This is a genomic window from Pseudomonas sp. NFX5 (assembly GCF_049132125.1).
In the GTDB taxonomy this organism is placed as follows: domain Bacteria; phylum Pseudomonadota; class Gammaproteobacteria; order Pseudomonadales; family Pseudomonadaceae; genus Aquipseudomonas; species Aquipseudomonas marginalis.
Genome location: NZ_JAFMZG010000032.1, coordinates 68,756 through 93,747 on the forward strand (window position 1 = coordinate 68,756; position 24,992 = coordinate 93,747).

Sequence of the window (24,992 nt, forward strand, 5' to 3'; positions counted from 1 at the left end):
AAGACAAGAAGCAACCGTGATGGAAACAGCAATGAACTGGACCTGGTTTCACAAGCTCGGCTCGCCCAAATGGTTCTACGGCATCAGTGGCAGACTGCTGCCTTGGTTCAGCCTCGCCGCCGTGTTGCTGATCGGCATCGGCCTGGTCTGGGGCCTGGCCTTTGCACCGCCGGACTACCAGCAAGGCAACAGCTTTCGCATCATCTACATCCACGTGCCTGCCGCGATGCTGGCCCAGTCCTGCTACGTGATGCTGGCGGTGTGCGGTGTCGTCGGCCTGGTGTGGAAGATGAAACTCGCGGACGTCGCCCTGCAATGCGCCGCGCCCATCGGTGCGTGGATGACCGCCGTGGCGCTGGTCACCGGCGCGATCTGGGGCAAACCCACCTGGGGTTCGTGGTGGGTGTGGGATGCGCGACTAACGTCGATGCTGATCCTGCTGTTCCTGTACTTCGGTCTTATTGCCCTGGGCAACGCGATCAGCAATCGTGACAGCGCCGCCAAGGCCTGCGCGGTGCTGGCGATTGTCGGCGTGATCAACATCCCGATCATCAAGTACTCGGTGGAGTGGTGGAACACCCTGCACCAGGGCGCCACCTTCACCCTCACCGAAAAACCGGCGATGCCCGTGGAAATGTGGGCGCCGTTGCTGCTGATGGTGCTGGGGTTCTACTGCTTCTTCGGCGCCGTGCTGCTGATGCGCATGCGCCTCGAAGTGCTCAAGCGTGAAGCCCGCGCCAGCTGGGTCAAGGCCGAAGTGCAAAGCTGCCTGGGAGCGCGTGGATGAGTTTTGCTTCTTTCAGTGATTTTCTCGCCATGGGCCACCACGGCCTGTATGTCTGGACGGCCTATGGCATCTGCCTGGCCGTGCTGGCCCTCAACGTCGCCGCGCCGATCCTGGCCCGCAAGCGTTACCTGCAACAAGAGGCGCGTCGTCTGCGCCGGGAGACCGAAAAGTGAATCCGCTGCGTAGAAAGCGTCTGTTGATCATCCTTGCCATCCTGGCCGGCGTCAGTATTGCCGTGGGCCTGGCGATGAGCGCCCTGCGGGAGAACATCAACCTGTTCTACACCCCGACCCAGATCGCCAACGGCGAAGCGCCGCTGGACACGCGCATCCGCGCCGGCGGCATGGTGGAGAAGGGCTCGCTGAAGCGTTCCGGCGACTCCCTCGACGTCACCTTCGTGGTCACCGATTTCAACAAGGCCGTGACCATCACCTACCGCGGCATCCTCCCGGACCTGTTCCGCGAAGGCCAGGGCATCGTCGCCCTGGGCAAGCTCAACGCCGACGGCGTGGTGGTGGCCGATGAAGTGCTGGCCAAGCACGATGAGAAATACATGCCGCCGGAAGTCACCAAGGCCTTGAAAGACAGCGGCCAGTCCGCACCCACCCCCGCCAAGGAGGGCTAAGTGATGACGTCTGCATTGTTTATTCCGGAACTGGGCCAGTTGGCGATGATCCTCGCCCTGTGCTTTGCCATCGTCCAGGCAGTGGTGCCGTTGCTCGGTGCCTGGCGCGGTGACCGCCTGTGGATGAGCCTGGCGCAGCCGGCCGCCTGGGGCCAGTGTGCGTTCCTGGTCTTTGCGTTTGGCTGCCTGACCTACGCCTTTATGACCGACGACTTTTCCGTCGCCTATGTAGCCAATAACTCCAACAGCGCCTTGCCCTGGTACTACAAGTTCAGCGCGGTGTGGGGCGCCCACGAAGGCTCGCTGCTGCTGTGGGCGTTGATCCTCGGCGGCTGGACCTTCGCGGTGTCGGTGTTCTCGCGGCAGTTGCCGCAAGTCATGCTCGCACGGGTGCTGGCGGTGATGGGCATGATCAGCATCGGCTTCCTGCTGTTCCTGATCATGACCTCCAACCCGTTTACCCGCATCCTGCCGCAGATCCCGGCGGACGGTCACGACCTCAACCCGCTGCTGCAGGACATCGGCCTGATCGTGCACCCGCCGATGCTCTACATGGGCTACGTGGGTTTTTCCGTGGCCTTTGCCTTCGCCATCGCCGCCTTGCTCGGCGGGCGTCTCGATGCGGCCTGGGCGCGCTGGTCGCGGCCGTGGACCATCGTCGCCTGGGCGTTCCTCGGCATCGGCATCACCCTCGGTTCGTGGTGGGCCTACTACGAACTCGGCTGGGGTGGCTGGTGGTTCTGGGACCCGGTGGAAAACGCCTCGTTCATGCCATGGCTGGTCGGCACGGCACTGATTCACTCCCTGGCCGTCACCGAAAAACGTGGCGTGTTCAAGAGCTGGACCGTGTTGCTGGCCATCGCGGCCTTTTCCCTCAGCCTGCTCGGCACCTTCCTCGTGCGTTCGGGCGTGTTGACCTCGGTGCACGCGTTTGCGTCCGACCCAGAGCGCGGTGTGTTCATCCTGATCTTCCTGCTGTTTGTGGTCGGCGGCTCCCTCACTTTGTTCGCCCTGCGCGCACCGGTGGTCAAGAGCCAGGTCGGCTTCAACCTGTGGTCGCGGGAAACCCTGCTGCTGGGCAATAACCTGGTGCTGGTGGTGGCCGCGTCGATGATCCTGCTCGGCACCTTGTACCCCTTGGTGCTGGATGCCCTGAGCGGCGCCAAGCTGTCCGTCGGCCCGCCGTACTTCAACGCGTTGTTTATTCCGTTGATGGGGCTGTTGATGGTGGTGATGGCGGTCGGTGTGCTGGTGCGCTGGAAGGACACCCCGGTCAAATGGCTGGCCGGTATGCTGATGCCGGTGCTGCTCGGCAGCGTGGCCCTGGCCGTGGTCGCCGGTATCGCCTATGGCGACTTCAACTGGGCGGTGCTCGCCACCTTCCTGCTCGCCGCCTGGGTACTGCTGGCCGGTGTGCGTGACATCGTCGACAAGACCCGCCACAAAGGCCTGGTCAAAGGCCTGCCGACCCTGACCCGCAGCTACTGGGGCATGCAGATCGCCCACATCGGCATCGCCGTGTGCGCCCTCGGTGTGGTGCTGTCCAGCCAGAACAGTGCCGAGCGCGACCTGCGCCTGGCGCCGGGCGAGTCCATGGACCTGGCCGGTTACCAGTTCATCTTCGAAGGCGCCAGGCACTTCGAAGGGCCGAACTTTACGTCAGACAAAGGCACCGTGCGGGTCGTGCGTAACGGTAAAGAGATCGCCGTGCTGCACCCGGAAAAACGCCTGTACACCGTGCAGAGTTCGATGATGACCGAAGCCGGTATCGACGCCGGTTTCACCCGTGACCTCTACGTGGCCCTGGGTGAACCCTTGGGCGATGGCGCCTGGGCCGTGCGCGTGCATGTGAAACCGTTTGTGCGCTGGATCTGGTTAGGTGGCTTGCTCACCGGCTTTGGTGGTTTGCTCGCGGCGCTGGACCGCCGGTACCGGGTCAAGGTCAAGAGCCGGGTGCGTGAAGCGCTGGGCCTGCAAGGAGCGGCGGTATGAAGCGTTGGTTGATGGTCGTGCCGCTGGCCCTGTTTCTGGTAGTGGCGGTATTCCTGTATCGCGGCTTGTACCTGGACCCGGCCGAGCTGCCCTCGGCGATGATCGGCAAGCCGTTCCCCGCGTTCAGCCTGCCGACCGTGCAGGGTGACAAGACCCTGACCCAGGCCGACCTGCTCGGCAAACCGGCGCTGGTCAACGTGTGGGGCACCTGGTGCATCTCCTGCCGCGTCGAGCACCCGGTGCTGAACAAGCTGGCCGAGAAGGGCGTGGTGATCTACGGCATCAACTACAAGGACGACAACGCGGCGGCCTTGAAGTGGCTGGCGGAATTCCATAATCCCTACCAGCTGGATATCCGTGATGAAGACGGCAACCTCGGTTTGAACCTCGGCGTGTACGGCGCCCCGGAAACCTTCTTCATCGACGCCAAGGGCGTGATCCGCGACAAATACGTCGGCGTGATCGACGAAGTGGTGTGGCGCGAGCAACTGGCCGCCAAGTACCAGGCGCTGGTCGACGAGGCCAAGCCATGAAGCGTCTGTTAGCTGCTGCCGTGCTGACGCTGGGCTTGGCCGGGGTGGCCCACGCCGCGATCGACACTTACGAATTCGCCAAGGACGGTGACCGCGAGCGTTTCCGCGAATTGACCAAGGAGCTGCGCTGCCCCAAGTGCCAGAACCAGGACATCGCCGACTCCAACGCGCCCATCGCCGCCGACCTGCGCAAGGAAATCTTCCGCATGCTGGGGGAGGGCAAGGACAACCAGCAGATCATCGACTTCATGGTCGACCGCTACGGTGATTTCGTGCGCTACAAACCGGCCCTCACCGGCAAGACCGCGCTGCTCTGGTTCGGCCCCGCCGGGCTGCTGCTGGCCGGCGTGGTGGTGATGGCCGTGATCGTCCGCCGTCGCCGCGCCGCGACTACCGATGGTTCCGACGCGCTATCCCCCGAAGAGCGTAAACGCCTCGACCAATTGCTGGACACCAAGACTGATGATTGATTTCTGGCTCGCAGCCGGCTTGCTGCTTCTGATTGCCCTGAGTTTCCTGTTGATCCCTGTGTTGCGCGGCCGCCGTGCCCAGCGTGAAGAGGATCGCACCGCGCTGAACGTGGCGCTTTACCAAGAACGTGTGGCCGAGCTGCAAGTGCAGCAGGACGAAGGCGTGCTCAACGCCGCCCAACTCGACAGCGGCCGCGCCGAAGCCGCCCGCGAGCTGCTGGCCGACACCGAAGGCGTGGAAAAGCCCCGCGAATCGCGCCTGGGCAAGCCGCTGCCGTTGCTCGCCGCCGTCCTTGTGCCGGTGCTTGGCCTGGGCCTGTATATGCATTTCGGTGCCAGCGACAAGGTTGAACTGACCCGCGAATTTTCCCAGCCGCCGGTGTCCATGGAAGACATGACCCGGCGCCTGGAACGCGCCGCCGCCGCCCAACCGGACTCGGCGGAAGGCCTGTACTTCCTCGGTCGCGCCTATATGGCCCAGGACCGTTCCGCCGATGCCGCCAAGGTCTTCGAGCGTACCGTGGCGCTGGCCGGGCGCCAGCCGGAACTGCTCGGCCAGTGGGCCCAGGCGCAGTACTTTGCCGACAACAAACAGTGGTCGCCCAAGGTCCAGGCGCTGACCGACGAAGCCTTGAAGCTTGACCCGAAGGAAGTCACCAGCCTCGGCCTGCTCGGTATCGCCGCCTTCGAAGGCCAGCGTTATCAAGAGGCCATCGACTACTGGAGCCGCCTGCTGGCGCAACTGCCACCGCAAGACAATTCCCGCGTGGCGCTGCAAGGCGGCATTGACCGTGCTGCGGAAAAACTCAAGGAAGGCGGCGGTAGCGTGGCGCAGAAAGCGGTGATGAACGTCCGCGTGGACCTGTCCGCCGAGGTCAAGGCCAAGGCCCTGCCCAGCGACAGCGTATTCATCTTCGCCCGCGCGGTAAAAGGCCCGCCGGCCCCCCTGGCGGCCAAACGCGTCACCGTTGCCGAACTGCCCGTCACGGTTGAACTCGGCGATGCCGACGCGATGATGCCGCAGTTGAAACTGTCCAACTTCCCCGAAGTCCAACTGGTTGCGCGCATATCCCGGGCCGGTCAACCGACCACCGGCGAGTGGATCGGCCGCAGCCAACCCCTGGCCAGCAGCACCACTGCGCTGCAGCAGCTGACCATCGACAGTCCGGACAAGTAATTTCGAGGAAAAGCCCATGACCGCATTTGCACGCATCACCCTGCTCAGCCTGGTAGTGGGCCTGAGCGCCTGTGCGGTCCACCGCCCACCGCCTGCGCCGACCGGCCCGACCATCCCGCCGTCAGGCCCTTCGACCCAGCCGAGCACCAAGCCCTCTGGCCCGGTGACCCCGCCGCCGAAGCCACTGCCGACCAAATCGCCCACCTTCGCCCCACCACCGGGCGCCGCCAGCCACTGGGACGGCAAGATGCAGGTGTACGTGCTCGACGACCAGCCCGACACCTTCTACCGCCAGCGCACCTACTACCGCTGGAGCAACGGCTGGAGCCGCTCCATCAGCCCCAACGGACCCTGGGAAGACACCGACGTGCAGGGCGTGCCGCCGGGCTTGAGCAAGCAGTACGCGCAATGACAAAAGGCGACCTTCGGGTCGCCTTCTTCATGCCTGTGAAACCCATTCTTCCAAACACTGGAGGGCAAATGTGGGAGGGGGCTTGCCCCCGATAGCGGTGTTTCAGTTGATTAATGTCTGACTGACCTACCGCTATCGGGAGCAAGCCCCCTCCCACAGGAGATCTCCTCAGCCATCAAGCCACGGGACACTCCCGCTCCAGCGCCGCCCCCACTAACAACTGCGCAATCTCAACCATCTGTACCACCGCCAGCACCTGCCTGCGGCTTGAACCATCCAAGTGCTCGGCACAGTCGTAGGCACACACAGTCGCCGACTCCAGCATCTCGCTGGCATTGCTCAAGGCAGCTTCGGTGCTGAGGCCGGGGTGGACGCTGAAGATGAGGTTGGGTGGGGTTTGCGGGGTGTCATCCATGGAGGATGGCGGGGGATTTGGCGTGACTTTTTTCATGCAGTAAATCTCCATTCAGTTGGAACTCACCACATCCGCGACCAAGCGGAAAGGCGGCGAGCTGTACGCAGGTTGGTCGACCAGGGAATGGAAACCCGGCAGGGCCCTAAGCCCTCCCACGCACAGCTCGCCATAACGCGAACACAATAATGCCGCTTGCGCGGCACTGTGCGCCATTCTAATCCAGGCGACCAAGCCTGATCGCTGATGAGCAGCGACTGCGAGAGGCTAACGGTGCGTTATAGCTACTGCAAGCCACAGAGATCGTAGGAAACGTCCTGTTAGCGTTTCGCTGATTTGATTGATCACCCGGAGCATGGGAGCGATCATTAGGCGATAGGCGGCACTATCATCAGGACCAGATTAACTCCCCACCCTTCAACGAGACGGACCCTCATGAACCTCTACGTCATACGCCACGGCGAAACGTGGGCCAACGCGGAGCATCGCTACCTCGGCGCACTCGACCCGGAACTGACCGAGCGGGGCCGGGAACAGGCTGTTTTGCTCAGCGAAAAACTACCCGGCGGTATTGAGGTGTTGATCGTTTCTCCACGCTTGCGGGCGCGGCAAACGGCGCAGATTCTTAACCGTGTGTTAAACCTTGAACCTGTGACGATTGACAGCTTCCGCGAGCGCGATGTGGGTGTGTTCGAAGGGTTGACTCAGGCGGAGGCCAAGGCCATGCATCCAGCGCTTTGGGCACAGGACATCACGCGCCAATGGGCGGCAGGGCCTGACGGTGGTGAGTCGATAGCTGATGTGGTCACGCGAGTACACCAAGGCTTGGTCCAGTTAACTTCGCTTTATCCAACACAGGTTGTTTTGCTGGTGGCACATGGTTTTGTGGCAAAGGTGATTCGTGCATTGGCCAGAGGGGACTTCTCGGATTTCTACACCTGGCAGCTTTCAAATGGGGCGATGTTGGCTCTGGAAGATTTTGAATTGAAGATACTTCCGGCTATCTCGCCCTTTGAAACGGACTGAATCACCGCAACACGCGACTTTCAAAAAACCTCACCAACCCGTCAGGGTTGAGTAAGCACTACGCCCAGAAAATATTGAGGCGGCGCGCACTTCGGTAACGTGGTCGCTGCCGAGGGATTGCTGGATATACTTTCCAGTGTGGGGCCAAATCGCCATTGGCCTGCGCGCCGACCTGGCCCAAGCCAGGAGTCGCGCAGGGCTTCCCGTGGTGCAACACGTCTGGCGACAAGCGAAGAGGGTGTTTTGATGGCGGGCAGGTTGATCTATCTCATCGGGCCATCGGGTTCAGGCAAGGACAGCCTGTTGGAGGCTGCACGCCCACGATTGGCCGAACGCGGTTGCCGGATTGTGCGCCGCGTGATCACACGCTCGGCGGAAGCGGTGGGTGAGGCGGCCCAGGGTGTCAGCCCGGAGCAATTCGCCGTGATGCAGGCCGAGGGCGCGTTTGCCCTCAGTTGGCACGCCAACGGGTTGTCCTACGGCATTCCCAAGGTCATCGACGAATGGCTGGCGGCGGGGGAGGACGTGCTGGTCAATGGTTCTCGCGCGCACCTGGCGCAGACCCGCGAGCGCTACCCGGATGTGTGGGTGCTGTTGCTGGCGGTGGATCAAGCCGTATTGCGCCAGCGCCTGGTGGCGCGGGGGCGTGAGGCCCTGGCGGATATCGAGGAGCGCCTGGCGCGCAATGCACGGTTCACCGCCGACCTGATCGCCGGCAATGGCTCGGGGTTGTTTGTGCTGGATAACTCCGGGCCACTGGAGCACACGGTCGAGCGCCTGCTGTGTTGCCTGAACCAGAGGCATTGCGTATTGACCTGACCCTGCTCTGCACCGGTGAGGTGCGGGGCATGTCAAGCGGCGAGATCCTGACATGCAGCGAACTCGGCGGAAAAAGTTAAGTGCATGTATCTGGGTGAAGGCGGATTTGGTGTAGTCGAAGCAGCACGGTTTTGTAGGATTATGTTTTTTTCCTGAGAATCCAATAGGTTTTTTTGCGCGAAAGTGTGTGTTCAGTTGTTTAAATTGCAAGTGGTTTAGTGCCTGTCTTAGCGCATGTTGCGCCGCCTAAAGGTGTTTCAGTACGAACTAAATCAGCGCTGTCCTGAGCGTTTTCTGCATGGGAGTTTATTGCGTCGATTCTGATTGACTCGACTCATCAACTTACTATAGGGAGCGCACTGTCCCATGATTTGCTCTGAACGTTCTCGGCTCAACTTCTCACTTGAAAACCTGCCGCCTTCCGATCCTGGCCCCTATGGTGTGGGCGCCGGTCGCAAACCAACCTTCACGACGGAACAGGCCGGAAAGTACATCACCCGCGACAACCTGCACTTCCACGACCGTAATGGCGACAAGCGGATCGATCTCTCCTATACGGTGGACCCGACGTTCAGCGCCGCGCAGCAGCGCCGAGTGCGCCAGGCGGTGCAATATTGGGAGGACGTGGCCAACATCAGTTTCAAGGAGCGGGCAGCCGGCGCCGACGGCACGGTTCACATCAAAAACAACCCGCACGGTGACCGTGGCGTCGCCAGCTCACCCTCGCGCGGCATTACCACCACCACGGCCACGGTCGGCACACTGCGAGAAAGTAGTTCGCCGGCGCAGGGCAGTCACTTTTCAGTCACTACCGTGCATGAAATCGGCCACGCCATCGGCCTGCAGCATCCGGGTGACTACAATGGCGGCGGCGCTGATTACAACAATGGTGCCAGGTATGCCGGCGATACCAAGGCACGCAGTGTGATGAGCTACTGGTCGGAGACGAACCAGGCCGGCCATGATTTTCGGTATTCGAATCCCTCTGCCCCGATGATGGATGACATCGCAGCCGCTCAGCGGCTCTATGGGGCCAATCACAAAACCCGCAACACCGACACCACCTACGGCTTCAATTCCAATACCGGCCGCGACGCCATGACCCTCACCAGTGCGAGGGATAAAGCTATCTTTTGCATATGGGATGGGGGCGGTAACGACACCCTGGATTGTTCCGGGTTTTCCCAGAACCAGAACATCAATTTGAAAGCCGAGTCGTTTTCTGATGTGGGCGGCTTGAAGGGCAATGTTTCCATCGCCAAGGGCTGCGTGGTTGAAAACGCCATTGGAGGGGCCGGACGTGATGTCTTGACGGGGAATGAAGCGGACAATCGGCTCAAGGGCGGCTTGGGTGCAGACAGGCTGCGGGGCGGCGGCGGGGCGGATATTTTTGACTACGACAAGGCCAGCGACTCCACACCGCAGCAGCCTGACCTGATCGAGGACTTTACCAGCGGGACGGACAAGATTGACGTCTCGGGTGCATTGAAAGAGGCGCGCGTCGGTGCCCTGACGTTCACTGATCGATTCTCTGGTCGCGCCGGCGAGGCATTGCTCAGGCACGACGCGGCCACCGGGCGTTCAAGCCTGGAGATAGATCTGAAGGGGAGCGGCAGCGCCGACCTGGTGGTCAAGAGCATTGGCCAGATCAAACCCGGCGATGTGCAGTGGCAGGGGCAAAAGCCGGAGGTTAAACCCGCACCGAAGGTTGTCCCCACACCGGCCCCTGCGCCGCCGCCGGCGCCCCCGCTGGATAGCAGCACGGACCCGCTTGCAGCGTTACGCGAGGTAATGATCAAGGCGTTCTCAGCCTTGTTGCAGTGGATACAAAACATCGTCCAGCCGTCGGATGCCCGCAGATAACACTGCCATGACGAGGCGCTGACAGGCTCAGGCCTTGATCAGCGCCTGCCATGGTCGGCAAACGCTGGCGCCCTGGCCCTTGCCATGCACAGACAAGCCTGTGGGGAATACCCATGGCATGTCATTCGGTTGGCGGTTTTCAACATCGCGCAAAACAACCATCAGTCAGCCTGACCTATTTTGTGCTTGAGTAAAGATAACTCTAGGGTTGCTTTTATTTAGGCCGAGCCAAGGAGGCTGGTGTGCAAGGCAGGCTATTGATCAAGGCGCTGCAAGAGGCGGGTTGGGTGCTGGATCGGGTCACGGGCAGTCATCCTATTTTTACCCACCGCTATAACCCGTACACGATCCCGGTGCCGCATCCGAAGAAGGATCTGCCGCTGGGCACCATCAGAAGCATCAGGAAACGTGCCGGGCTGTTTCAGTTTTAAGGAGAGCATTCATGCAATACCCAATCTGTATCGAATGGGGCGATGACTTCACCGCCACCGGTATCCAGATCCCCGATATTCCAGGCGCAGTCACCGCCGGGGACAGTTTCGAAGAGGCCTACAACGCCGCGGTGGAAGTCGCGCACATCCTGCTGCAGGAGATCGCCGCCGAGGGCGGGGTGATTCCGATGCCAAGGTCGGTGGGCACTCATCACACCCATGAAGACTATGCCGGGATGGGCTGGGGCATGCTGGAACTGGACATCTCGCCGTATCTGGGCAAGACCGAGAAGGTCAATGTGACCTTGCCCGGCTATGTCATCCAGCGAATTGACCGGTATGTGCGCGAGCACAAGGTCAAAAGCCGCTCGTCATTTCTGGCGGATGCGGCTTTGGAGAAGTTGGTGCGTTCCTAGGCGGTGGCGACAGCCGTTTGCCGCGACGCACTGAGGAACCGCAACAACGCCACCAGCGGGAACGCGCTGCCCACCAGCATCACACCCAGCCAGCCGCCGTGTTCGTACACGCTGCTGGCAATCGCCGAGCCGAAGGCACCACCGATGAAGATGCTGGTCATGTACAGCGCGTTCAAGCGGCTGCGGCTGTTGGCGTCGAGTGCATAGATGGCGCGTTGGCCGAGGACCATGTTCATCTGCACGCAGAAGTCCAGAACCACGCCGGTCACCGCCAGGCCGATGACGCTGTACAGCGGGTGCACGAAGGCCGGCAGGAAGCTCAATACCGCAAAGACCATGGCCAGCAGCGATGCGCGGTGGGTGTGACCGGCATCGGCCAGGCGTCCGGCGATGGGGGCGGCAATGGCGCCGATAGCACCGACCAGGGCGAAGATCGCGATCTGGGTCTGGCTCAGGCCGTGGTTGCGCACCAGCTCCAGCGGGGCGGCGGTCCAGAACAGGCTGAACGTGGCGAACATGCAACCTTGGTAAAACGCGCGTTGACGCAGCAGCGGTTGTTCTCGCAACAGGGTGCCCAGGGAGCGCAGCAATTGGCCATAGCTGGCGCTGTGGTCCGGCTGGCGCTTGGGGATGGTCAGCATCAGCACCACGCTGATAAATACCATCAACGCGGCGGCGGCCATGAACATCGCGCGCCAGCCAAAATGGTCAGCCACGACGCTGGACACTGGCCGCGCCAGCAGGATGCCCAACAGCAGCCCACCCATGATGCTGCCGACCACCCGACCCCGAGACTCGGCGGGCGCCAGGTGTGCGGCCAGGGGGATCAGGATCTGTACCGACACCGAACTGAAGCCGATCAGCAACGACACCAGCAGGAACAGGTTCGGTTGTTCGGTAAAGGCCGCACCCAGCAGGCTGGCAATCGCCACCAGGGTCGTGATGATCATCAGCTTGCGGTTTTCCAGCAGGTCGCCCAGGGGGACCAGGAAGAACAGGCCGAGGGCATAGCCGATCTGCGTCAGGGACACAATCAGGCTGGCCATCGCCGGGGTGAGGCCGATGTCCGGTGCGATCAGTTCGATGATCGGCTGGGCGTAGTAGATGTTGGCGACGATGGCGCCGCAGCAAAACGCAAACAGCATCACCATTGCGCGGGTCATGGTGCTCGTAGCATGGGGGGTAGCATTCATGGTGTTCTCATAAAAGCGAAGGTAGATGGCGAGCGAGAGTAAAGACAAGGCTCAACGGCGAGTAGGCCGTTTGTGGTGATATCACTTATGCCGGGTGATGATACATTCAGAAACAACTGCCGAAACAGGAAATCCAGCGCCATGAAAATCACGCTCAACAAGATACTCCTGGCTTCAAGCCTCGCTGTTGCGATGGCCCTCGGCCTGGCCAATGCCGCCGATGCACCGCGCGTAGGCGTACGCGGGGCAATCACCGCGATGGACGGTGATGCGATGCAGGTCAAGGTCAACAGCGGTGAAGACGTCACCGTGCACCTGACCAAGGATACCCAGGTGCGCGCCGTTACCCTGGCCAGGATCGACGAAATAAAACCCGGCAGCTACATCGGCTCGGCCGCCATGCCCAACGCCGACGGCACCCTGACGGCGCTGGAAGTGCATGTGTTCCCACCGGCCATGGCCGGCACGGGGGACGGGCATCGGGCGTTTGACCTGAAGGAAGGCAGCAGCATGACCAACGGCACCGTCGGCGACCTGGTGGTCAGCAAAGGGCGGACGTTGACCGTGAAATACAAAGGCGGCGAACAGAAGATCGTGGTGCCGGAGGATGTGCCGATCGTCAACCTGGAACCGGGGGACCGCAGCTTGCTCAAGCCGGGGGTGAAGGTGGTGTTGTTTGCCGCGCAGGGGGCGGATGGGAAAATCACTGCCCAAGCCATTTCAGCCGGCAAGGATGGCGTGACACCGCCGATGTAACTGCAAAACCCGGATCTAAATGTGGGAGGGTTCAAGCCCCCTCCCACATTTGTCAGTTACTGACCGGAGTAGATCTGGTCGAAAACCCCACCATCATTGAAGTGGGTTTTCTGCACGGTGCGCCAGTCACCAAAGGTCTTCTCCACCGACAGGAAGTCGACTTTCGGGAAGCGGTCGGTGTACTTGGCCAGCACCTTCGGGTCACGCGGGCGCAGGTAGTTGTTGGCAGCGATTTCCTGGCCTTGCGGCGACCACAGGTACTTCAGGTAGTCTTCAGCCGCCACGCGGGTGCCTTTCTTCTCGACCACTTTATCCACCACCGACACCGGCGGCTCAGCTTCGGCGGAGACGCTTGGGTAGATCACTTCGAACTGATCGCGACCGAATTCACGGGCGATCATTTCCGCTTCGTTCTCGAAGGTCACCAGCACGTCGCCGATCTGGTTGGTCATGAACGTGGTGGTGGCGGCGCGGCCACCGGTGTCCAGCACGGGCGCCTGTTTGAACAGCTTGCCGACAAAGGCCTTGGCCTTGTCTTCGTCGCCGCCGTTCTTGAGCACATAACCCCAGGCCGACAGGTAGGTGTAGCGGCCGTTACCCGAGGTTTTCGGGTTGGGCACGATCACCTGCACGCCATCCTTGAGCAGGTCCGGCCAGTCTTTCAGGGCTTTCGGGTTGCCCTTGCGCACGATGAACACGGTGGCCGAGGTAAACGGCGCGCTGTTGTTCGGCAGGCGGGTGACCCAGTTGTCCGGCACCAGTTTGCCGTTGTCGACCAGGGCGTTGATGTCGGTGGCCATGTTCATGGTAATCACGTCAGCCGGCAGGCCGTCGATCACCGAGCGCGCTTGTTTGCTGGAACCGCCGAAGGACATCTGCAGGGTCAGCTTGTCGTTCGGGTGCTCGGCTTCCCAGTGCTTCTGGAAGGCGGCGTTGTAGTCCTTGTAGAAATCGCGCATCACGTCGTAGGAGACGTTGAGCAGAGTGACCGGGGCGGCCTGGACGGCGCCCGCGAGGGCAAGGCCGGCGGCCAGGAGAGAGGCGCTTACGAGTTTTTTCACTGCTCATTCCTTGTTGTTCGGGAGAAGAGGGGAGGCACATTGCCAGCGACTATAGCCGGGGGCACTTAGTCGCTTAAAGATTAAAAAGTACTTTGCTTATTCCACTTTCTTAAAAAGAGCGCTGCCACAGCGCGAACAGAACGCCGCGTTGGGCTCGTGGCTGTTTTTCCTGCACACCGGGCAGTCGTGTTGCAGTTGTTCACCGCGCATGGCACTGGCCAGTTCGGCCGTAAAAATACCCGTGGGCACGGCGATGATCGAGTAACCGGTGATCATCACCAGTGACGAAATCACCTGGCCCAACGGCGTCTTGGGCACGATATCGCCAAAGCCCACAGTGGTCAGCGTCACGATCGCCCAATAGATGCCTTTGGGGATACTGGTGAAGCCGTGCTCCGGCCCTTCGATCACATACATCAAGGTGCCGAACACCGTGACCAGGGTGCATACGCTCACCAGGAACACCACGATCTTCTGCTTGCTGCCGCGCAGCGCCGCCATCAGGTAGTTGGCCTGCTTGAGGTACGGGCTGAGCTTGAGCACGCGGAAAATCCGCAGCATCCGGATGATGCGGATGATCAGCAGGTACTGCGCGTCGCTGTAGTACAGCGCAAGGATGCCGGGCACGATGGCGAGCAGATCCACCAGCCCGTAAAAGCTGAAGGCGTAGCGCAACGGCTTGGGCGAACAGTACAGGCGCAACCCGTACTCGATCAGGAAGATCAGGGTGAAGCCCCATTCAATGTAGGCCAGCACATCGGCGTAGTTCTGGTGGACCTGGTCGATGCTGTCGAGCATCACGATCACCAGGCTGGCGAGGATGATCAACAGCAGGATGCCGTCAAAGCGCCGCCCGGCGACGGTGTCGCTCTGAAAAACCATGATGTAGAGCCGCTGACGCCAGTCGTTGTTGCTGTCCATAAAGCCCGCCTGAATCGAATATCGAGCAAGCCTAGGGGGATTCGAAGGGGCTGTCCATGCGGGGTTTCCTGAGTATTCGGGCGCCGGCGCGTACCAGCCAGCAGGCGAGGATAAACGGCGCGGTGAGTGCGGGCAGGTGCACGGCGGCAAAGCCCGGTGTGAGAAGGATCGCCAGCAGGATGCCGAGCAGCGGCAGCCAGGGTTGGCGCCGTGCCTGGCTCAGCGCCAGGGCCGCGAGAGCGGGGTTGTAGCTGTGCAGGCCGAGGAGGGCGGCGCTGGTGTCGTCCAGCAGCCATCCGATCAGTACGCCGCTGCTGGCGCCGATCATGGCCCAGACCGCGGCACGCCGGTTCGCCAGCCACAGGCCGAGGGCAATCAGCGCGCCCGCCAGCGGCTGGTCCAGCAGCATGATCTGCGCGAGTCCGGTGAACGGCGCGCCGAGCACCGCCAGGGTATCGGGCTCGCCCAGGGCCAAGGCACTGTGTGGGACGCTGCCCAGCAGCAGCCAGCCCAGGCCGACAAAGGGCGCGGTGTAGGCGGGCAGGTCGTGCGGCCGGCTGGCGTGTTTCAGCCACTGCCGCGTGAGGATCGCGCTCAGGCCGCCGCACGCCAGGATCAGCGGCGGCAACAACGCCGACCAGGCGAAATGCTGGCTGATCAACAGGCCCAGCAATACGCCGTTGTAGCTATAGATACCCGCCTGGCGCTCGGCCTTGGGATAGCCGCGACGCTGGGCCGTGAGCAACCCGGCGACCCCACCCAGCAGTGCACCGCCGAGCAAGGCCGGAGCGCCGATCAGGATCGCCAACAGGCACAGCAGGCCGCACAGCGGATGGCGTTGCAGGAAGATCTGGCTGAAGCCGTTGAGCAGGGCTTCGGCCCAGTCGGGGCAGGTTGGGTTGTGCATGTTTAGTGAGTCAGTGGGACCGAGTTGTCTCCATCGGGGGCAAGCCCCCTCCCACACTTGATTGGGTTCACATAGTTAGATGTGTGAATGCCGTCCAATGTGGGAGGGGGCTTGCCCCCGATGGGGCCTCTGCAGGCGCTAGATCAGCGTCTCTATGCGCAAGGAGTTGGTCGACCCCGGTTGCCCGAACGGCACCCCGGCAGTAATCACCAAGGTATCCCCGCGCTGCGCCATGCCCTGGGCCTGGGCAATCTCCAGCGCGGTGGAACACACCTCATCCACCTGCCTCAGTCGATCATTGACCACCGAATGCACGCCCCACGCCACACTCAAGCGGCGTGCGGTGGACAGGTTCGGCGTGAGGTTGAGAATCGGCGCTACCGGCCGTTCCCGCGCCGCGCGCAGGCTGGAACTGCCCGACTCGCTGTAGTTCACCAGCACCGCCACCGGCAGGATGCTGCTGATGCGCCGGATCGCGCAGCTGATGGCGTCCGACACCGTGGCATCGGCCTTGGGCCGGCTGACGTCGAGTTGGGTCTGGTAGTCCGGGCCGTTCTCCACCTGACGGATGATCTTGCTCATCATCTGCACGGCTTCCAGCGGGTACTCGCCCGACGCGGTCTCCGCCGACAGCATCACCGCATCCGCCCCCTCAGCCACTGCATTGGCGACATCCGTCACTTCCGCGCGGGTCGGCGCCGGCGAGAAGCGCATGGACTCCAGCATCTGCGTCGCCACCACCACCGGTTTGCCCAACTGGCGGCAGGTGCGGATGATGTCTTTCTGGATTTGCGGCACGCTCTCGGCCGGTACTTCCACGCCCAGGTCGCCCCGGGCCACCATGATCGCGTCGCTCAGCTCGGCGATCTCCCGCAGGCGTTGTACGGCTGAGGGCTTCTCGATCTTGGCCATCAGGAAGGCCTTGTCGCCGATCAGCTCGCGGGCCTCGCGGATGTCTTCCGGGCGCTGCACAAACGACAGCGCCACCCAGTCCACGCCCAGCTCCAGGCCGAAGCTGAGGTCGCGACGGTCCTTGGCGGTGAGCGGGCTGAGTTCCAGCAAGGCTTGTGGGACGTTGACGCCTTTACGGTCGGACAACTCGCCGCCATTCAGTACGGTGGTGTCGATGGCATCGGCATGCCGGGTGATCACGCGCAGGCGCAGTTTGCCGTCGTCGAGCAGCAGGTCCATGCCCGGTTCAAGGGCGGCGATGATTTCCGGGTGGGGCAGGTTGACCCGGCGCTGGTCACCCGGCGTCGGGTCCAGGTCCAGGCGCAGGGCCTGGCCACGCACCAGTTGCACCTTGCCCTCGGCAAACGTCCCGACGCGCAGCTTCGGCCCTTGCAGGTCCATGAGGATGCCCAGCGGGTAATTGAGCTGGCGTTCCACCTGGCGAATCCAGTGGTAGCGCTGGGCGTGATCGGCATGCGCGCCGTGGCTGAAGTTGAGGCGGAAGATATTCACCCCGGCTTGCACCAGCTCGCGGATGTCATCGATACCGTCGGTGGCCGGGCCCAGGGTGGCGAGGATCTTGACCTTCTTGTCAGGCGTCATGGTGGGCAGTCTCCAGGATCAGGATGGCGCGCACGTCATTGACATTGGTGCGGGTCGGCTCGGTAACGATCAAGCCGTCGAGGGCGGCGAAGTAGCCATAACCGTTGTTGTTATCCAACTCGTCGCTGGCCGACAGGCCCAGGGCTTCGGCGCGCGCATGGCTGCACGGGGTCATGATTGCGCCGGCGTTGTCTTCCGAGCCGTCGATGCCGTCGGTGTCGCCGGCCAGGGCGTACACGCCCGGCAGGCCTTTGAGGCTGTCGGTCAGGCTCAACAGGAATTCGGCGTTGCGCCCGCCACGGCCATTGCCGCGCACGGTGACGGTGGTTTCCCCACCGGAGAGGATAACGCACGGCGCCGCCAACGGCTGGCCGTGCTGCACGATTTGCCGCGCGATGCCGGCGTGCACTTTGGCCACCTCCCGCGCTTCGCCTTCCAGGTCGCCGAGGATCAGCGCGCTGAAACCGGCCTGGCGCGCTTTCACCGCCACCGCTTCCAGGGATTGTTGCGGGCGTGCGATCAACTGGAAGTGGCTGCGGGCGAGCACCGGGTCACCGGGTTTGACGGTTTCCGAGGCCGGATTCTGCAACCAACTGCGCACGGCGGCCGGTGCGTCGATGCCGTAGCGCTTGAGGATCGCCAGGGCCTGTTGCGAAGTGCTCGGGTCGCCGACCGTGGGGCCGGAGGCGATGACCGTGGCCTGGTCGCCCGGCACATCGGAAATCGCGTAGGTGTAGACCGTGGCCGGCCAGGCCGCCTTTGCCAGCCGACCGCCCTTGATTGCCGAGAGGTGCTTGCGTACGCAATTCATCTCGCCAATGGTGGCGCCGGATTTGAGCAGGGCTTTGTTGATGGCCTGCTTGTCGGCCAGGCTGATGCCTTCGGCAGGCAGTGCCAGGAGTGCCGAACCACCGCCGGAGAGCAGGAAGATCACCCGGTCGTCTTCGCTCAGGTTGCTGATCAATTCCAGCACGCGCTTGGCCACCGCCAGGCCGGCGGCATCGGGCACCGGGTGGGCGGCTTCGACCACTTCGATTTTCTGGCAAGGGGCGCCGTGGCCGTAGCGGGTGACCACCAGGCCCGAGACTTCGCCTTGCCAGCAATTCTCGACGACCAGCGCCATGGCGGCCGCCGCCTTGCCGGCGCCGATCACGATCACGCGGCCGCTGCGGTCGGCGGGCAGGCAGGGTTCGAGGACGTGCCGGGGGTGGGCGGCGTCGATGGCTGTGGCAAACAGCTCGCGAAGCAGGTGTTGCGGATCGACCGACATAAGCGGGCTCCCGGGTATTTTTGTTATTAGAGGTACAGCCCTTTCAAAGGGGGGTTATTTATCTCGAATCGAGAAATTCGCCATATGCTCCAGCCCCTTGATCAGCGCCGAGTGGTCCCAGTTACCGCCACCAAGCGCCGCGCAGGTGCTGAACACCTGCTGGGTGCCGGCGGTGTTCGGCAGGTTGATCCCCAGTTCCCTGGCACCGGCCAGGGCCAGGTTCAGGTCCTTCTGGTGCAGGTTGATGCGGAAACCCGGATCGAAGGTGCCCTTGATCATGCGTTCGCCGTGCACTTCGAGGATCTTTGATGAGGCAAAGCCGCCCATCAGCGCTTCACGTACCTTGGCCGGGTCGGCGCCGTTCCTGGAGGCGAACAGCAGCGCTTCGGCCACCGCCTGGATATTCAGCGCGACGATGATCTGGTTGGCCACTTTGGCGGTCTGGCCATCGCCATTGCCGCCCACCAGGGTGATGTTCTTGCCCATGCTCTGGAACAGCGGCAGGGCACGTTCGAAGGTCTGTGGTTCGCCACCGACCATGATGCTCAAGGTACCGGCCTTGGCGCCGACTTCACCGCCGGACACCGGGGCGTCGAGGTACTGCGCGCCGTGCTCGTTGATCTTCGCCGCAAACGCCTTGGTGGCTGTGGGAGAGATCGAACTCATGTCGATCACCACCTTGTTCGGCGACAGGCCCGCGGCCACACCGTCGGCGCGGAACAGCACGTCGTCGACCTGCGGGGTGTCGGGGACCATGACGATAATGAACTCGGCTTCCTGGGCCACTTGCTGCGGGGTGGCCAGGGCCACTGCGCCGGCGCTGATCAGCTCGGCCGGCGCCTTGCCGTGGTGTTCGGAAAGAAACAGTTGATGACCGGCTTTCTGCAGGTTCGCGGCCATGGGCTGGCCCATGATGCCGGTGCCGATAAATCCGATTTTAGCCATGATGAAATCCTCTTTTTATGCTCTGTGGGCGCTGGGCTTGCGGTGGTGAGCGGGCTTGCTGTGGTGAGCGGGCTTGCTGTGGTGAGGGGGCTTGTTGTGGTGAGCGGGCTTGTCCCGCGCTGGCTGCGTAGCAGCCCCATGGGGTCTGTGGTGAACCCGTCGGGGGACAAGCCCCCTCACTACAGCAACCCCCTCCCACAAGGTTTTTGGGTGGTGTCGGTTAGATGGCGTTATGGGCTTTAAGCCAGCCCAAACCCGCTTCGGTGGTGGTCAGCGGCTTGTATTCACAGCCGACCCAGCCCGCGTACCCGATGCGGTCCAGATGTTCGAACAGGAAGCGGTAGTTGATCTCCCCGGTTCCCGGCTCATTGCGCCCAGGGTTGTCCGCCAGCTGGATGTGATTGATCTCCTCCAGGTGCGCGGCCATGGTCCGGGCCAGATCGCCTTCCATGATTTGCATGTGGTAGATGTCGTACTGCAGGAACAGGTTGTCACTGCCCACCTGTTCGCGAATCGACAGGGCCTGGGCGGTGTTGTTGAGGTAGAAGCCCGGAATGTCGCGGGTGTTGATCATTTCCATGACCAGCTTGATGCCTACTGCTTGCAGCTTGTCGGCGGCGTACTTGAGGTTGGCGACAAAGGTCTTTTCCACGGTTTCATCATCCACACCCTGCGGCCGAATCCCCGCCAGGCAGTTGATCTGGGTATTGCCCAGCACCTGGGCGTAGGCGATGGCCAGGGTGACCCCGGCGCGGAACTCCTCGACCCGGTCCGGGTGGCAAGCCAGGCCGCGTTCGCCCTTGGCCCAGTCACCGGCCGGCAGGTTGAACAGCACCTGGGTCAGGCCATGGGTGTCGAGCTGGGCCTTGATGTCAGCCGAGCTGAATTCATAGGGGAACAGGTACTCGACACCCTGGAAACCGGCCTCGGCAGCGGCCTTGAAGCGCGCGAGAAAGTCCTGTTCGGTAAACAGCATGGACAGGTTGGCGGCAAAGCGTGGCATAGGGTTCTCCTTAATCGAGCAGGGAAATGGCGGTCGGCGCATCGTTGCCGACCAGGGCCAGGTCTTCGAATTCGTTGACGGCGTTGATCTCGGTTCCCATGGAAATATTGGTCACGCGCTCCAGAATGATCTCGACGATCACCGGCACCTTGAACTCTTCGATCATTTCCTCGGCGCGGCGCAATGCCGGCTGGATTTGCCCCGGCTCGAATACGCGCAGGGCCTTGCAACCCAGGCCTTCGGCAACTGCGACGTGGTCGACGCCATAACCGTTCAGCTCCGGTGCGTTGAGGTTGTCGAAAGACAATTGCACGCAGTAGTCCATTTCAAACCCGCGCTGGGCCTGGCGGATCAGCCCCAGGTAAGAGTTGTTCACCACCACGTGGATGTACGGCAGCTTGAACTGCGCGCCCACGGCCAGCTCTTCGATCATGAACTGGAAGTCATAGTCGCCGGACAGCGCCACCACCTTGCGGCCCGGGTCGGCCTTGACCACGCCCAGCGCCGCCGGAATGGTCCAGCCCAACGGGCCGGCCTGGCCGCAGTTGATCCAGTGGCGGGGCTTGTACACATGCAGGAACTGCGCGCCGGCAATCTGCGACAGGCCGATGGTGCTGACGTAGCAGGTGTCTTTGCCGAACACCTGGTTCATCTCTTCGTACACCCGTTGCGGCTTGACCGGCACGTTGTCGAAGTGGGTCTTGCGCTGCAGGGTCGACTTGCGCTGCTGGCAGTCATGCAGCCAGGCACTGCGGTCCTTGAGCTTGCCGGCGGCTTTCCACTCACGGGCCACTTCAATGAACATCGTCAGCGCGGAGCCGGCGTCGGACACGATGCCCAGGTCCGGCGTGAATACGCGGCCAATCTGCGTCGGCTCGATGTCGACGTGAATGAATTTACGCCCTTCGGTGTAGACCTCGACCGAACCGGTGTGGCGGTTGGCCCAACGGTTACCGATACCCAGTACCACGTCCGATTTGAGCAGCGTCGCGTTACCGTAGCGGTGGGAGGTTTGCAGGCCGACCATGCCCACCATCTGCGGGTGATCGTCGGGAATGGTGCCCCAGCCCATCAGCGTCGGGATCACTGGGATGCCGGTCAGCTCGGCGAACTCCACCAGCAGCTCGCTGGCGTCGGCGTTGATCACACCGCCGCCGCTCACCAGCAACGGGCGTTCCGCCTGGTCCAGCAGGGCCAGGGCCTTTTCGACCTGGATGCGGGTGGCCAAGGGCTTGGCCAGTGGCAGCGGCTGGTAGGCGTCGATGTCGAATTCGATCTCGGCCATCTGCACATCGAACGGCAGGTCGATCAGCACCGGGCCAGGTCGCCCGGAGCGCATTTCATAGAAGGCTTTCTGGAACGCGTACGGCACTTGGCCCGGCTCGAGGACGGTGGTCGCCCACTTGGTCACCGGCTTGACGATGCTGGTGATGTCCACGGCCTGGAAATCTTCCTTGTGCATGCGGGCCCGCGGTGCCTGGCCGGTGATGCACAGGATCGGGATCGAGTCGGCCGAGGCGCTGTAGAGGCCGGTGACCATGTCGGTGCCCGCCGGGCCCGAGGTGCCGATGCATACGCCGATATTGCCGGCCTTGGTGCGGGTGTAACCCTCGGCCATGTGCGAGGCGCCTTCAACGTGGCGAGCAAGGACGTGATCGATGCCACCCACCTTCTGCAAGGCTGAGTACAGCGGGTTGATCGCAGCGCCTGGGATACCGAAGGCGGTGTCCACGCCCTCGCGGCGCATGACGAGGACGGCGGCTTCGATTGCTCTCATTTTGCTCATGATTTTGGTGCCTCTTGCGTTTTGTAATTGTATACAAGTGGTGTCTGGCCAAAGTGTATTCACGGCGGACGGCGCAGGTCAATCCATTTTATTGATTGGCCTTTGCGTTGGTCGGAACGGCTTTTTTCGACGTATGGAGCCTTTGTTTGAAAATATTGTATACAAAAATGAATTTCATTGTGTTCTATTTGTTTGGTCGAGCATCTGATCAAACAGACCTCCACCGCTTTCCCAATAACAAAAGAAGGACGGCACCATGAGCGCTTTAACCTTGAAGATTGCCACCCAACTGGCCAGCCAGGCCCTCAGCGCAGGGCGCACGATCTCAGCCGCACCGCTGACCGTTGCGGTGCTCGACAGCGGTGGCCACTTGATCACCGTGCAGCGCGAAGACGGCGCCAGCCTGCTGCGCCCGCACATCGCCATCGGCAAGGCCTGGGGCGCGATTGCGCTGGGCAAGGGCTCGCGCTTGCTGGCGCTGGACGCACAGCAACGGCCGGCGTTTATCGCGGCGTTGAACAGCCTGGGGCAAGGCAGCGTGGTGCCGGCGCCGGGTGGGGTGTTGATTCGGGATCAGGCGGGGGCGGTACTGGGGGCGATCGGGATCAGCGGGGATACGTCGGATATTGATGAGCAGTGTGCGATCACGGCGATCGAAGGGCTGGGGTTGAGGGCGGATGCGGGGGTATCAGCTTGAGTGGTGTGTGACTGTAAGGGCCTCACCGGGAGCAAGCCCCTCCCACAGTCTTGAGCGTATTCACGGTTCAATAGGTGGGAGGGGGCTTGCCCCCGATTGGCACAGGCACCTCGGTGCATCAGTCCGGCGCGCAGCCTTTGAGCACCAACCGAATAATCGTCTGCGCCGCCGCTTCATAATCGGCCTCATCCAGCTTGGCCTTGCCGGTCACCGCGGAAATCTGCCAGTCGAAATCCGCATAGGTCTGCGTCGCCGCCCAGATGCTGAACATCAGGTGATGAGGGTCGATAGCCGCGATCACCCCGCGATCCACCCAACTCTGGATGCAGTCGATATTGTGCTTGGCCTGGGCATTGAGTTGTTGGACCTGCTCGGCACTCAGGTGCGGTGCGCCATGCATGATTTCGCTGGCGAACACCTTGGAGGCGAAGGGCAGGTCGCGGGAGATGCGGATTTTCGAGCGGATGTAGTTGCTCAGCACCGCTGAAGGCTCGCCCTCGGGGTTGAACGGCGTGGACGCCGCCAGGATCGGCTCGATAATGCTTTCGAGCACCTCGCGGTAGAGGTTGTCCTTGGACTTGAAGTAGTAATAGACGTTGGGCTTGGGCAGCCCGGCCTTGGCGGCGATGTCGCTGGTTTTGGTCGCGGCGAAGCCCTTGTCGGCAAACTCCTCGCTCGCCGCCCGCAGGATCTTTTCTTTGTTGCGCTCGCGAATGGTGCTCATAAAGTGCTCAGTCTCACAGATACTGTTTCTGTTTGACGGCGTCTGTTGCCGCCATTCTGCGTCGCCGCTCCTCCCCATAGCGAGCTATGAGTCGTCGCGGCTCCTTGCCTGACGACAACAGCCACTCGCCAAAAGAGAAACGTATCTATGAAACTGAGCACGGGGAGTTTCCTTGCCAGGACAGGCGGTTGCGCATGGTAGCACCGGCTATCCGCGGGCCTCAACAATGTGCCCGCAAAGCCCTGCGCCGCGTTATGCTCCGCCCATCCCTCTCTTAAGGAAGCCCGATTCATGGCAGGAAGCAGCTTGTTGGTGTTGATTGATGATATCGCCGCGGTACTCGATGACGTTGCCTTGATGACAAAAGTGGCCGCGAAGAAGACCTCCGGCGTGCTGGGTGACGACCTGGCGCTTAACGCCCAGCAGGTTTCCGGTGTGCGCGCCGAGCGGGAAATTCCCGTGGTGTGGGCGGTGGCCAAGGGGTCATTCGTCAATAAGCTGATCCTGGTGCCGACGGCGCTGTTGATCAGCGCCTTTGCACCCTGGGCGGTGACGCCCTTGTTGATGCTCGGCGGTGCGTACCTGTGTTTCGAAGGCTTCGAAAAACTCGCGCATAAATTTCTGCACAGCCAGGCTGAAGACCAGGCCGAACACACCCAATTGGTCGAAGCCGTGGCCGACCCGGCGACCGATCTGGTGGCTTTCGAAAAGGACAAGATCAAAGGCGCTATCCGCACCGACTTCATCCTCTCGGCGGAAATCATCGCGATCACCCTCGGTATCGTGGCTGATGCGCAGCTGATGCAGCAGGTGATCGTGTTGTCGGGCATCGCCATCGTCATGACCATCGGCGTCTACGGGCTTGTGGCTGGCATCGTCAAGCTGGATGACCTGGGCCTGTGGCTTACCCAGAAGCCTGGCCAGATGGCTCGCCGTATCGGTGGCGGCATCCTGCGGGCGGCACCGTACATGATGAAGAGCCTGTCGGTGATCGGCACGGCGGCGATGTTCATGGTCGGCGGTGGCATCCTTACCCATGGCGTGCCGGTGGTGCATCACTGGATCGAGGGTGTGAGCCAGAGCACAGGTGGATTGGCGTGGTTGATGCCGACGTTACTGAATGCGGTGGCGGGGATTGTTGCCGGGGCGGTGGTATTGGCAGTGGTCAGTGTGGTGGGCAAGAGCTGGAAAGCGCTCAGGGCATAAATCGCC

Annotated in this window: 28 protein-coding genes and 1 pseudogene; 17 read left to right on the forward strand and 12 right to left on the reverse strand. The window is 62.3% G+C overall.

Going from position 1 to position 24,992, the window contains the following annotated elements:
• Positions 1–31 precede the first annotated feature (31 nt).
• From J1N02_RS22860 to J1N02_RS22895, 8 genes are read left to right on the forward strand one after another with little or no spacing between them, the layout of a single operon-like run.
• Positions 32–787, forward strand: coding sequence for a heme ABC transporter permease (locus J1N02_RS22860; protein ID WP_027607025.1), 756 nt, complete (start codon positions 32–34; stop codon positions 785–787).
• Positions 784–960, forward strand: coding sequence for a heme exporter protein CcmD (gene ccmD / locus J1N02_RS22865; RefSeq protein WP_003172771.1), 177 nt, complete (start codon positions 784–786; stop codon positions 958–960). The genes J1N02_RS22860 and ccmD overlap by 4 nt, the downstream gene beginning before the upstream one ends.
• A complete protein-coding gene (gene ccmE, locus J1N02_RS22870; protein WP_027607026.1) occupies positions 957–1,412 on the forward strand; it encodes a cytochrome c maturation protein CcmE in 456 nt (151 codons plus the stop codon). The genes ccmD and ccmE overlap by 4 nt, the downstream gene beginning before the upstream one ends.
• A gap of 3 nt (positions 1,413–1,415) precedes the next feature.
• Complete coding sequence (locus J1N02_RS22875) at positions 1,416–3,404, forward strand: heme lyase CcmF/NrfE family subunit (protein WP_421147781.1); 1,989 nt, start codon at positions 1,416–1,418, stop codon at positions 3,402–3,404.
• Positions 3,401–3,937: a DsbE family thiol:disulfide interchange protein gene (locus J1N02_RS22880; protein ID WP_010211784.1), complete on the forward strand. Its 537-nt coding sequence runs from the start codon at positions 3,401–3,403 to the stop codon at positions 3,935–3,937. The genes J1N02_RS22875 and J1N02_RS22880 overlap by 4 nt, the downstream gene beginning before the upstream one ends.
• Positions 3,934–4,407: a cytochrome c-type biogenesis protein gene (locus J1N02_RS22885; RefSeq protein WP_421147782.1), complete on the forward strand. Its 474-nt coding sequence runs from the start codon at positions 3,934–3,936 to the stop codon at positions 4,405–4,407. Before J1N02_RS22880 ends, J1N02_RS22885 begins: the two co-directional genes overlap by 4 nt.
• Positions 4,400–5,584 (forward strand): c-type cytochrome biogenesis protein CcmI, encoded by a 1,185-nt coding sequence (ccmI, locus tag J1N02_RS22890; protein WP_027607030.1) that lies wholly within the window; start codon positions 4,400–4,402, stop codon positions 5,582–5,584. The genes J1N02_RS22885 and ccmI overlap by 8 nt, the downstream gene beginning before the upstream one ends.
• Positions 5,585–5,600: 16 nt before the next feature.
• Positions 5,601–5,996, forward strand: coding sequence for a hypothetical protein (locus tag J1N02_RS22895; RefSeq protein ID WP_027607031.1), 396 nt, complete (start codon positions 5,601–5,603; stop codon positions 5,994–5,996).
• Positions 5,997–6,171: 175 nt separating this feature from the next.
• Here J1N02_RS22895 and J1N02_RS22900 read toward each other — a convergent pair whose 3' ends face one another.
• Entirely contained in the window at positions 6,172–6,447 is a 276-nt protein-coding gene (locus J1N02_RS22900) for a DUF6124 family protein (RefSeq protein ID WP_027607032.1), read from the reverse strand.
• A gap of 396 nt (positions 6,448–6,843) precedes the next feature.
• On the opposite strand from J1N02_RS22900, the gene J1N02_RS22905 reads away from it, so the two are divergent.
• From J1N02_RS22905 to J1N02_RS22920, 4 genes and pseudogenes are all read left to right on the forward strand, one after another.
• A complete protein-coding gene (locus J1N02_RS22905; protein ID WP_043293701.1) occupies positions 6,844–7,434 on the forward strand; it encodes a histidine phosphatase family protein in 591 nt (196 codons plus the stop codon).
• A 142-nt stretch (positions 7,435–7,576) separates the two neighbouring features.
• Positions 7,577–7,681 (forward strand): annotated as a pseudogene (locus J1N02_RS22910) (PhnM protein); the annotation flags it as partial.
• Positions 7,681–8,253 carry a phosphonate metabolism protein/1,5-bisphosphokinase (PRPP-forming) PhnN gene (gene phnN, locus J1N02_RS22915; RefSeq protein ID WP_027607033.1) on the forward strand — a complete coding sequence of 191 codons (573 nt, stop codon included), beginning with the start codon at positions 7,681–7,683 and terminating at the stop codon, positions 8,251–8,253. The pseudogene J1N02_RS22910 and the gene phnN, both read left to right, overlap by 1 nt.
• Positions 8,254–8,619: 366 nt before the next feature.
• Positions 8,620–10,116: a M10 family metallopeptidase C-terminal domain-containing protein gene (locus J1N02_RS22920; protein WP_108574503.1), complete on the forward strand. Its 1,497-nt coding sequence runs from the start codon at positions 8,620–8,622 to the stop codon at positions 10,114–10,116.
• A gap of 27 nt (positions 10,117–10,143) precedes the next feature.
• Here J1N02_RS22920 and J1N02_RS22925 read toward each other — a convergent pair whose 3' ends face one another.
• The gene (locus tag J1N02_RS22925) at positions 10,144–10,278 is read right to left on the reverse strand and encodes a hypothetical protein (RefSeq protein WP_260845964.1); all 135 of its coding nucleotides are present in this window, start codon (positions 10,276–10,278) and stop codon (positions 10,144–10,146) included.
• A gap of 80 nt (positions 10,279–10,358) precedes the next feature.
• Between J1N02_RS22925 and J1N02_RS22930 the strand changes: the two genes are divergently transcribed.
• Complete coding sequence (locus J1N02_RS22930; protein WP_027607034.1) at positions 10,359–10,547, forward strand: type II toxin-antitoxin system HicA family toxin; 189 nt, start codon at positions 10,359–10,361, stop codon at positions 10,545–10,547.
• A gap of 11 nt (positions 10,548–10,558) precedes the next feature.
• Positions 10,559–10,963 (forward strand): type II toxin-antitoxin system HicB family antitoxin, encoded by a 405-nt coding sequence (locus tag J1N02_RS22935; RefSeq protein WP_027607035.1) that lies wholly within the window; start codon positions 10,559–10,561, stop codon positions 10,961–10,963.
• Here J1N02_RS22935 and J1N02_RS22940 read toward each other — a convergent pair.
• On the reverse strand, positions 10,960–12,156 hold the full coding sequence (locus J1N02_RS22940) for an MFS transporter (protein WP_081744462.1): 1,197 nt from the start codon (positions 12,154–12,156) through the stop codon (positions 10,960–10,962). The two genes, J1N02_RS22935 and J1N02_RS22940, sit on opposite strands and share 4 nt — an antisense overlap.
• A 141-nt stretch (positions 12,157–12,297) precedes the next feature.
• Here J1N02_RS22940 and J1N02_RS22945 point away from each other — a divergent pair, with 141 nt between their 5' ends.
• Positions 12,298–12,912, forward strand: a complete 615-nt coding sequence (locus J1N02_RS22945) for a DUF5666 domain-containing protein (RefSeq protein ID WP_027607037.1) — start codon at positions 12,298–12,300, stop codon at positions 12,910–12,912.
• A gap of 56 nt (positions 12,913–12,968) precedes the next feature.
• Here J1N02_RS22945 and J1N02_RS22950 read toward each other — a convergent pair whose 3' ends face one another.
• From J1N02_RS22950 to gcl, 8 genes are all read right to left on the reverse strand, one after another.
• Positions 12,969–13,973, reverse strand: coding sequence for a sulfate ABC transporter substrate-binding protein (locus tag J1N02_RS22950; RefSeq protein WP_027607038.1), 1,005 nt, complete (start codon positions 13,971–13,973; stop codon positions 12,969–12,971).
• Positions 13,974–14,069: 96 nt separating this feature from the next.
• Positions 14,070–14,894 (reverse strand): ion transporter, encoded by an 825-nt coding sequence (locus J1N02_RS22955; RefSeq protein ID WP_027607039.1) that lies wholly within the window; start codon positions 14,892–14,894, stop codon positions 14,070–14,072.
• A 31-nt stretch (positions 14,895–14,925) separates the two neighbouring features.
• The gene (locus J1N02_RS22960) at positions 14,926–15,801 is read right to left on the reverse strand and encodes an urea transporter (protein WP_414886904.1); all 876 of its coding nucleotides are present in this window, start codon (positions 15,799–15,801) and stop codon (positions 14,926–14,928) included.
• A gap of 138 nt (positions 15,802–15,939) precedes the next feature.
• On the reverse strand, positions 15,940–17,355 hold the full coding sequence (pyk, locus tag J1N02_RS22965; protein WP_414886903.1) for a pyruvate kinase: 1,416 nt from the start codon (positions 17,353–17,355) through the stop codon (positions 15,940–15,942).
• Positions 17,345–18,625, reverse strand: a complete 1,281-nt coding sequence (locus J1N02_RS22970) for a glycerate kinase type-2 family protein (RefSeq protein WP_414886902.1) — start codon at positions 18,623–18,625, stop codon at positions 17,345–17,347. The genes pyk and J1N02_RS22970 overlap by 11 nt, the downstream gene beginning before the upstream one ends.
• Positions 18,626–18,679: 54 nt before the next feature.
• Positions 18,680–19,570: a 2-hydroxy-3-oxopropionate reductase gene (locus J1N02_RS22975; RefSeq protein ID WP_108574506.1), complete on the reverse strand. Its 891-nt coding sequence runs from the start codon at positions 19,568–19,570 to the stop codon at positions 18,680–18,682.
• A 220-nt stretch (positions 19,571–19,790) separates the two neighbouring features.
• Entirely contained in the window at positions 19,791–20,573 is a 783-nt protein-coding gene (gene hyi / locus J1N02_RS22980; RefSeq protein WP_108574507.1) for a hydroxypyruvate isomerase, read from the reverse strand.
• 10 nt (positions 20,574–20,583) lie between these two features.
• Positions 20,584–22,359: a glyoxylate carboligase gene (gcl, locus tag J1N02_RS22985; protein WP_092358525.1), complete on the reverse strand. Its 1,776-nt coding sequence runs from the start codon at positions 22,357–22,359 to the stop codon at positions 20,584–20,586.
• A gap of 256 nt (positions 22,360–22,615) precedes the next feature.
• Here gcl and J1N02_RS22990 point away from each other — a divergent pair, with 256 nt between their 5' ends.
• Positions 22,616–23,056, forward strand: a complete 441-nt coding sequence (locus tag J1N02_RS22990) for a GlcG/HbpS family heme-binding protein (protein WP_027607046.1) — start codon at positions 22,616–22,618, stop codon at positions 23,054–23,056.
• Positions 23,057–23,174: 118 nt separating this feature from the next.
• Here J1N02_RS22990 and J1N02_RS22995 read toward each other — a convergent pair whose 3' ends face one another.
• Positions 23,175–23,780 carry a TetR/AcrR family transcriptional regulator gene (locus J1N02_RS22995; protein WP_027607047.1) on the reverse strand — a complete coding sequence of 202 codons (606 nt, stop codon included), beginning with the start codon at positions 23,778–23,780 and terminating at the stop codon, positions 23,175–23,177.
• Positions 23,781–24,071: 291 nt separating this feature from the next.
• On the opposite strand from J1N02_RS22995, the gene J1N02_RS23000 reads away from it, so the two are divergent.
• On the forward strand, positions 24,072–24,986 hold the full coding sequence (locus tag J1N02_RS23000) for a DUF808 domain-containing protein (protein ID WP_098480053.1): 915 nt from the start codon (positions 24,072–24,074) through the stop codon (positions 24,984–24,986).
• Positions 24,987–24,992 lie beyond the last annotated feature (6 nt).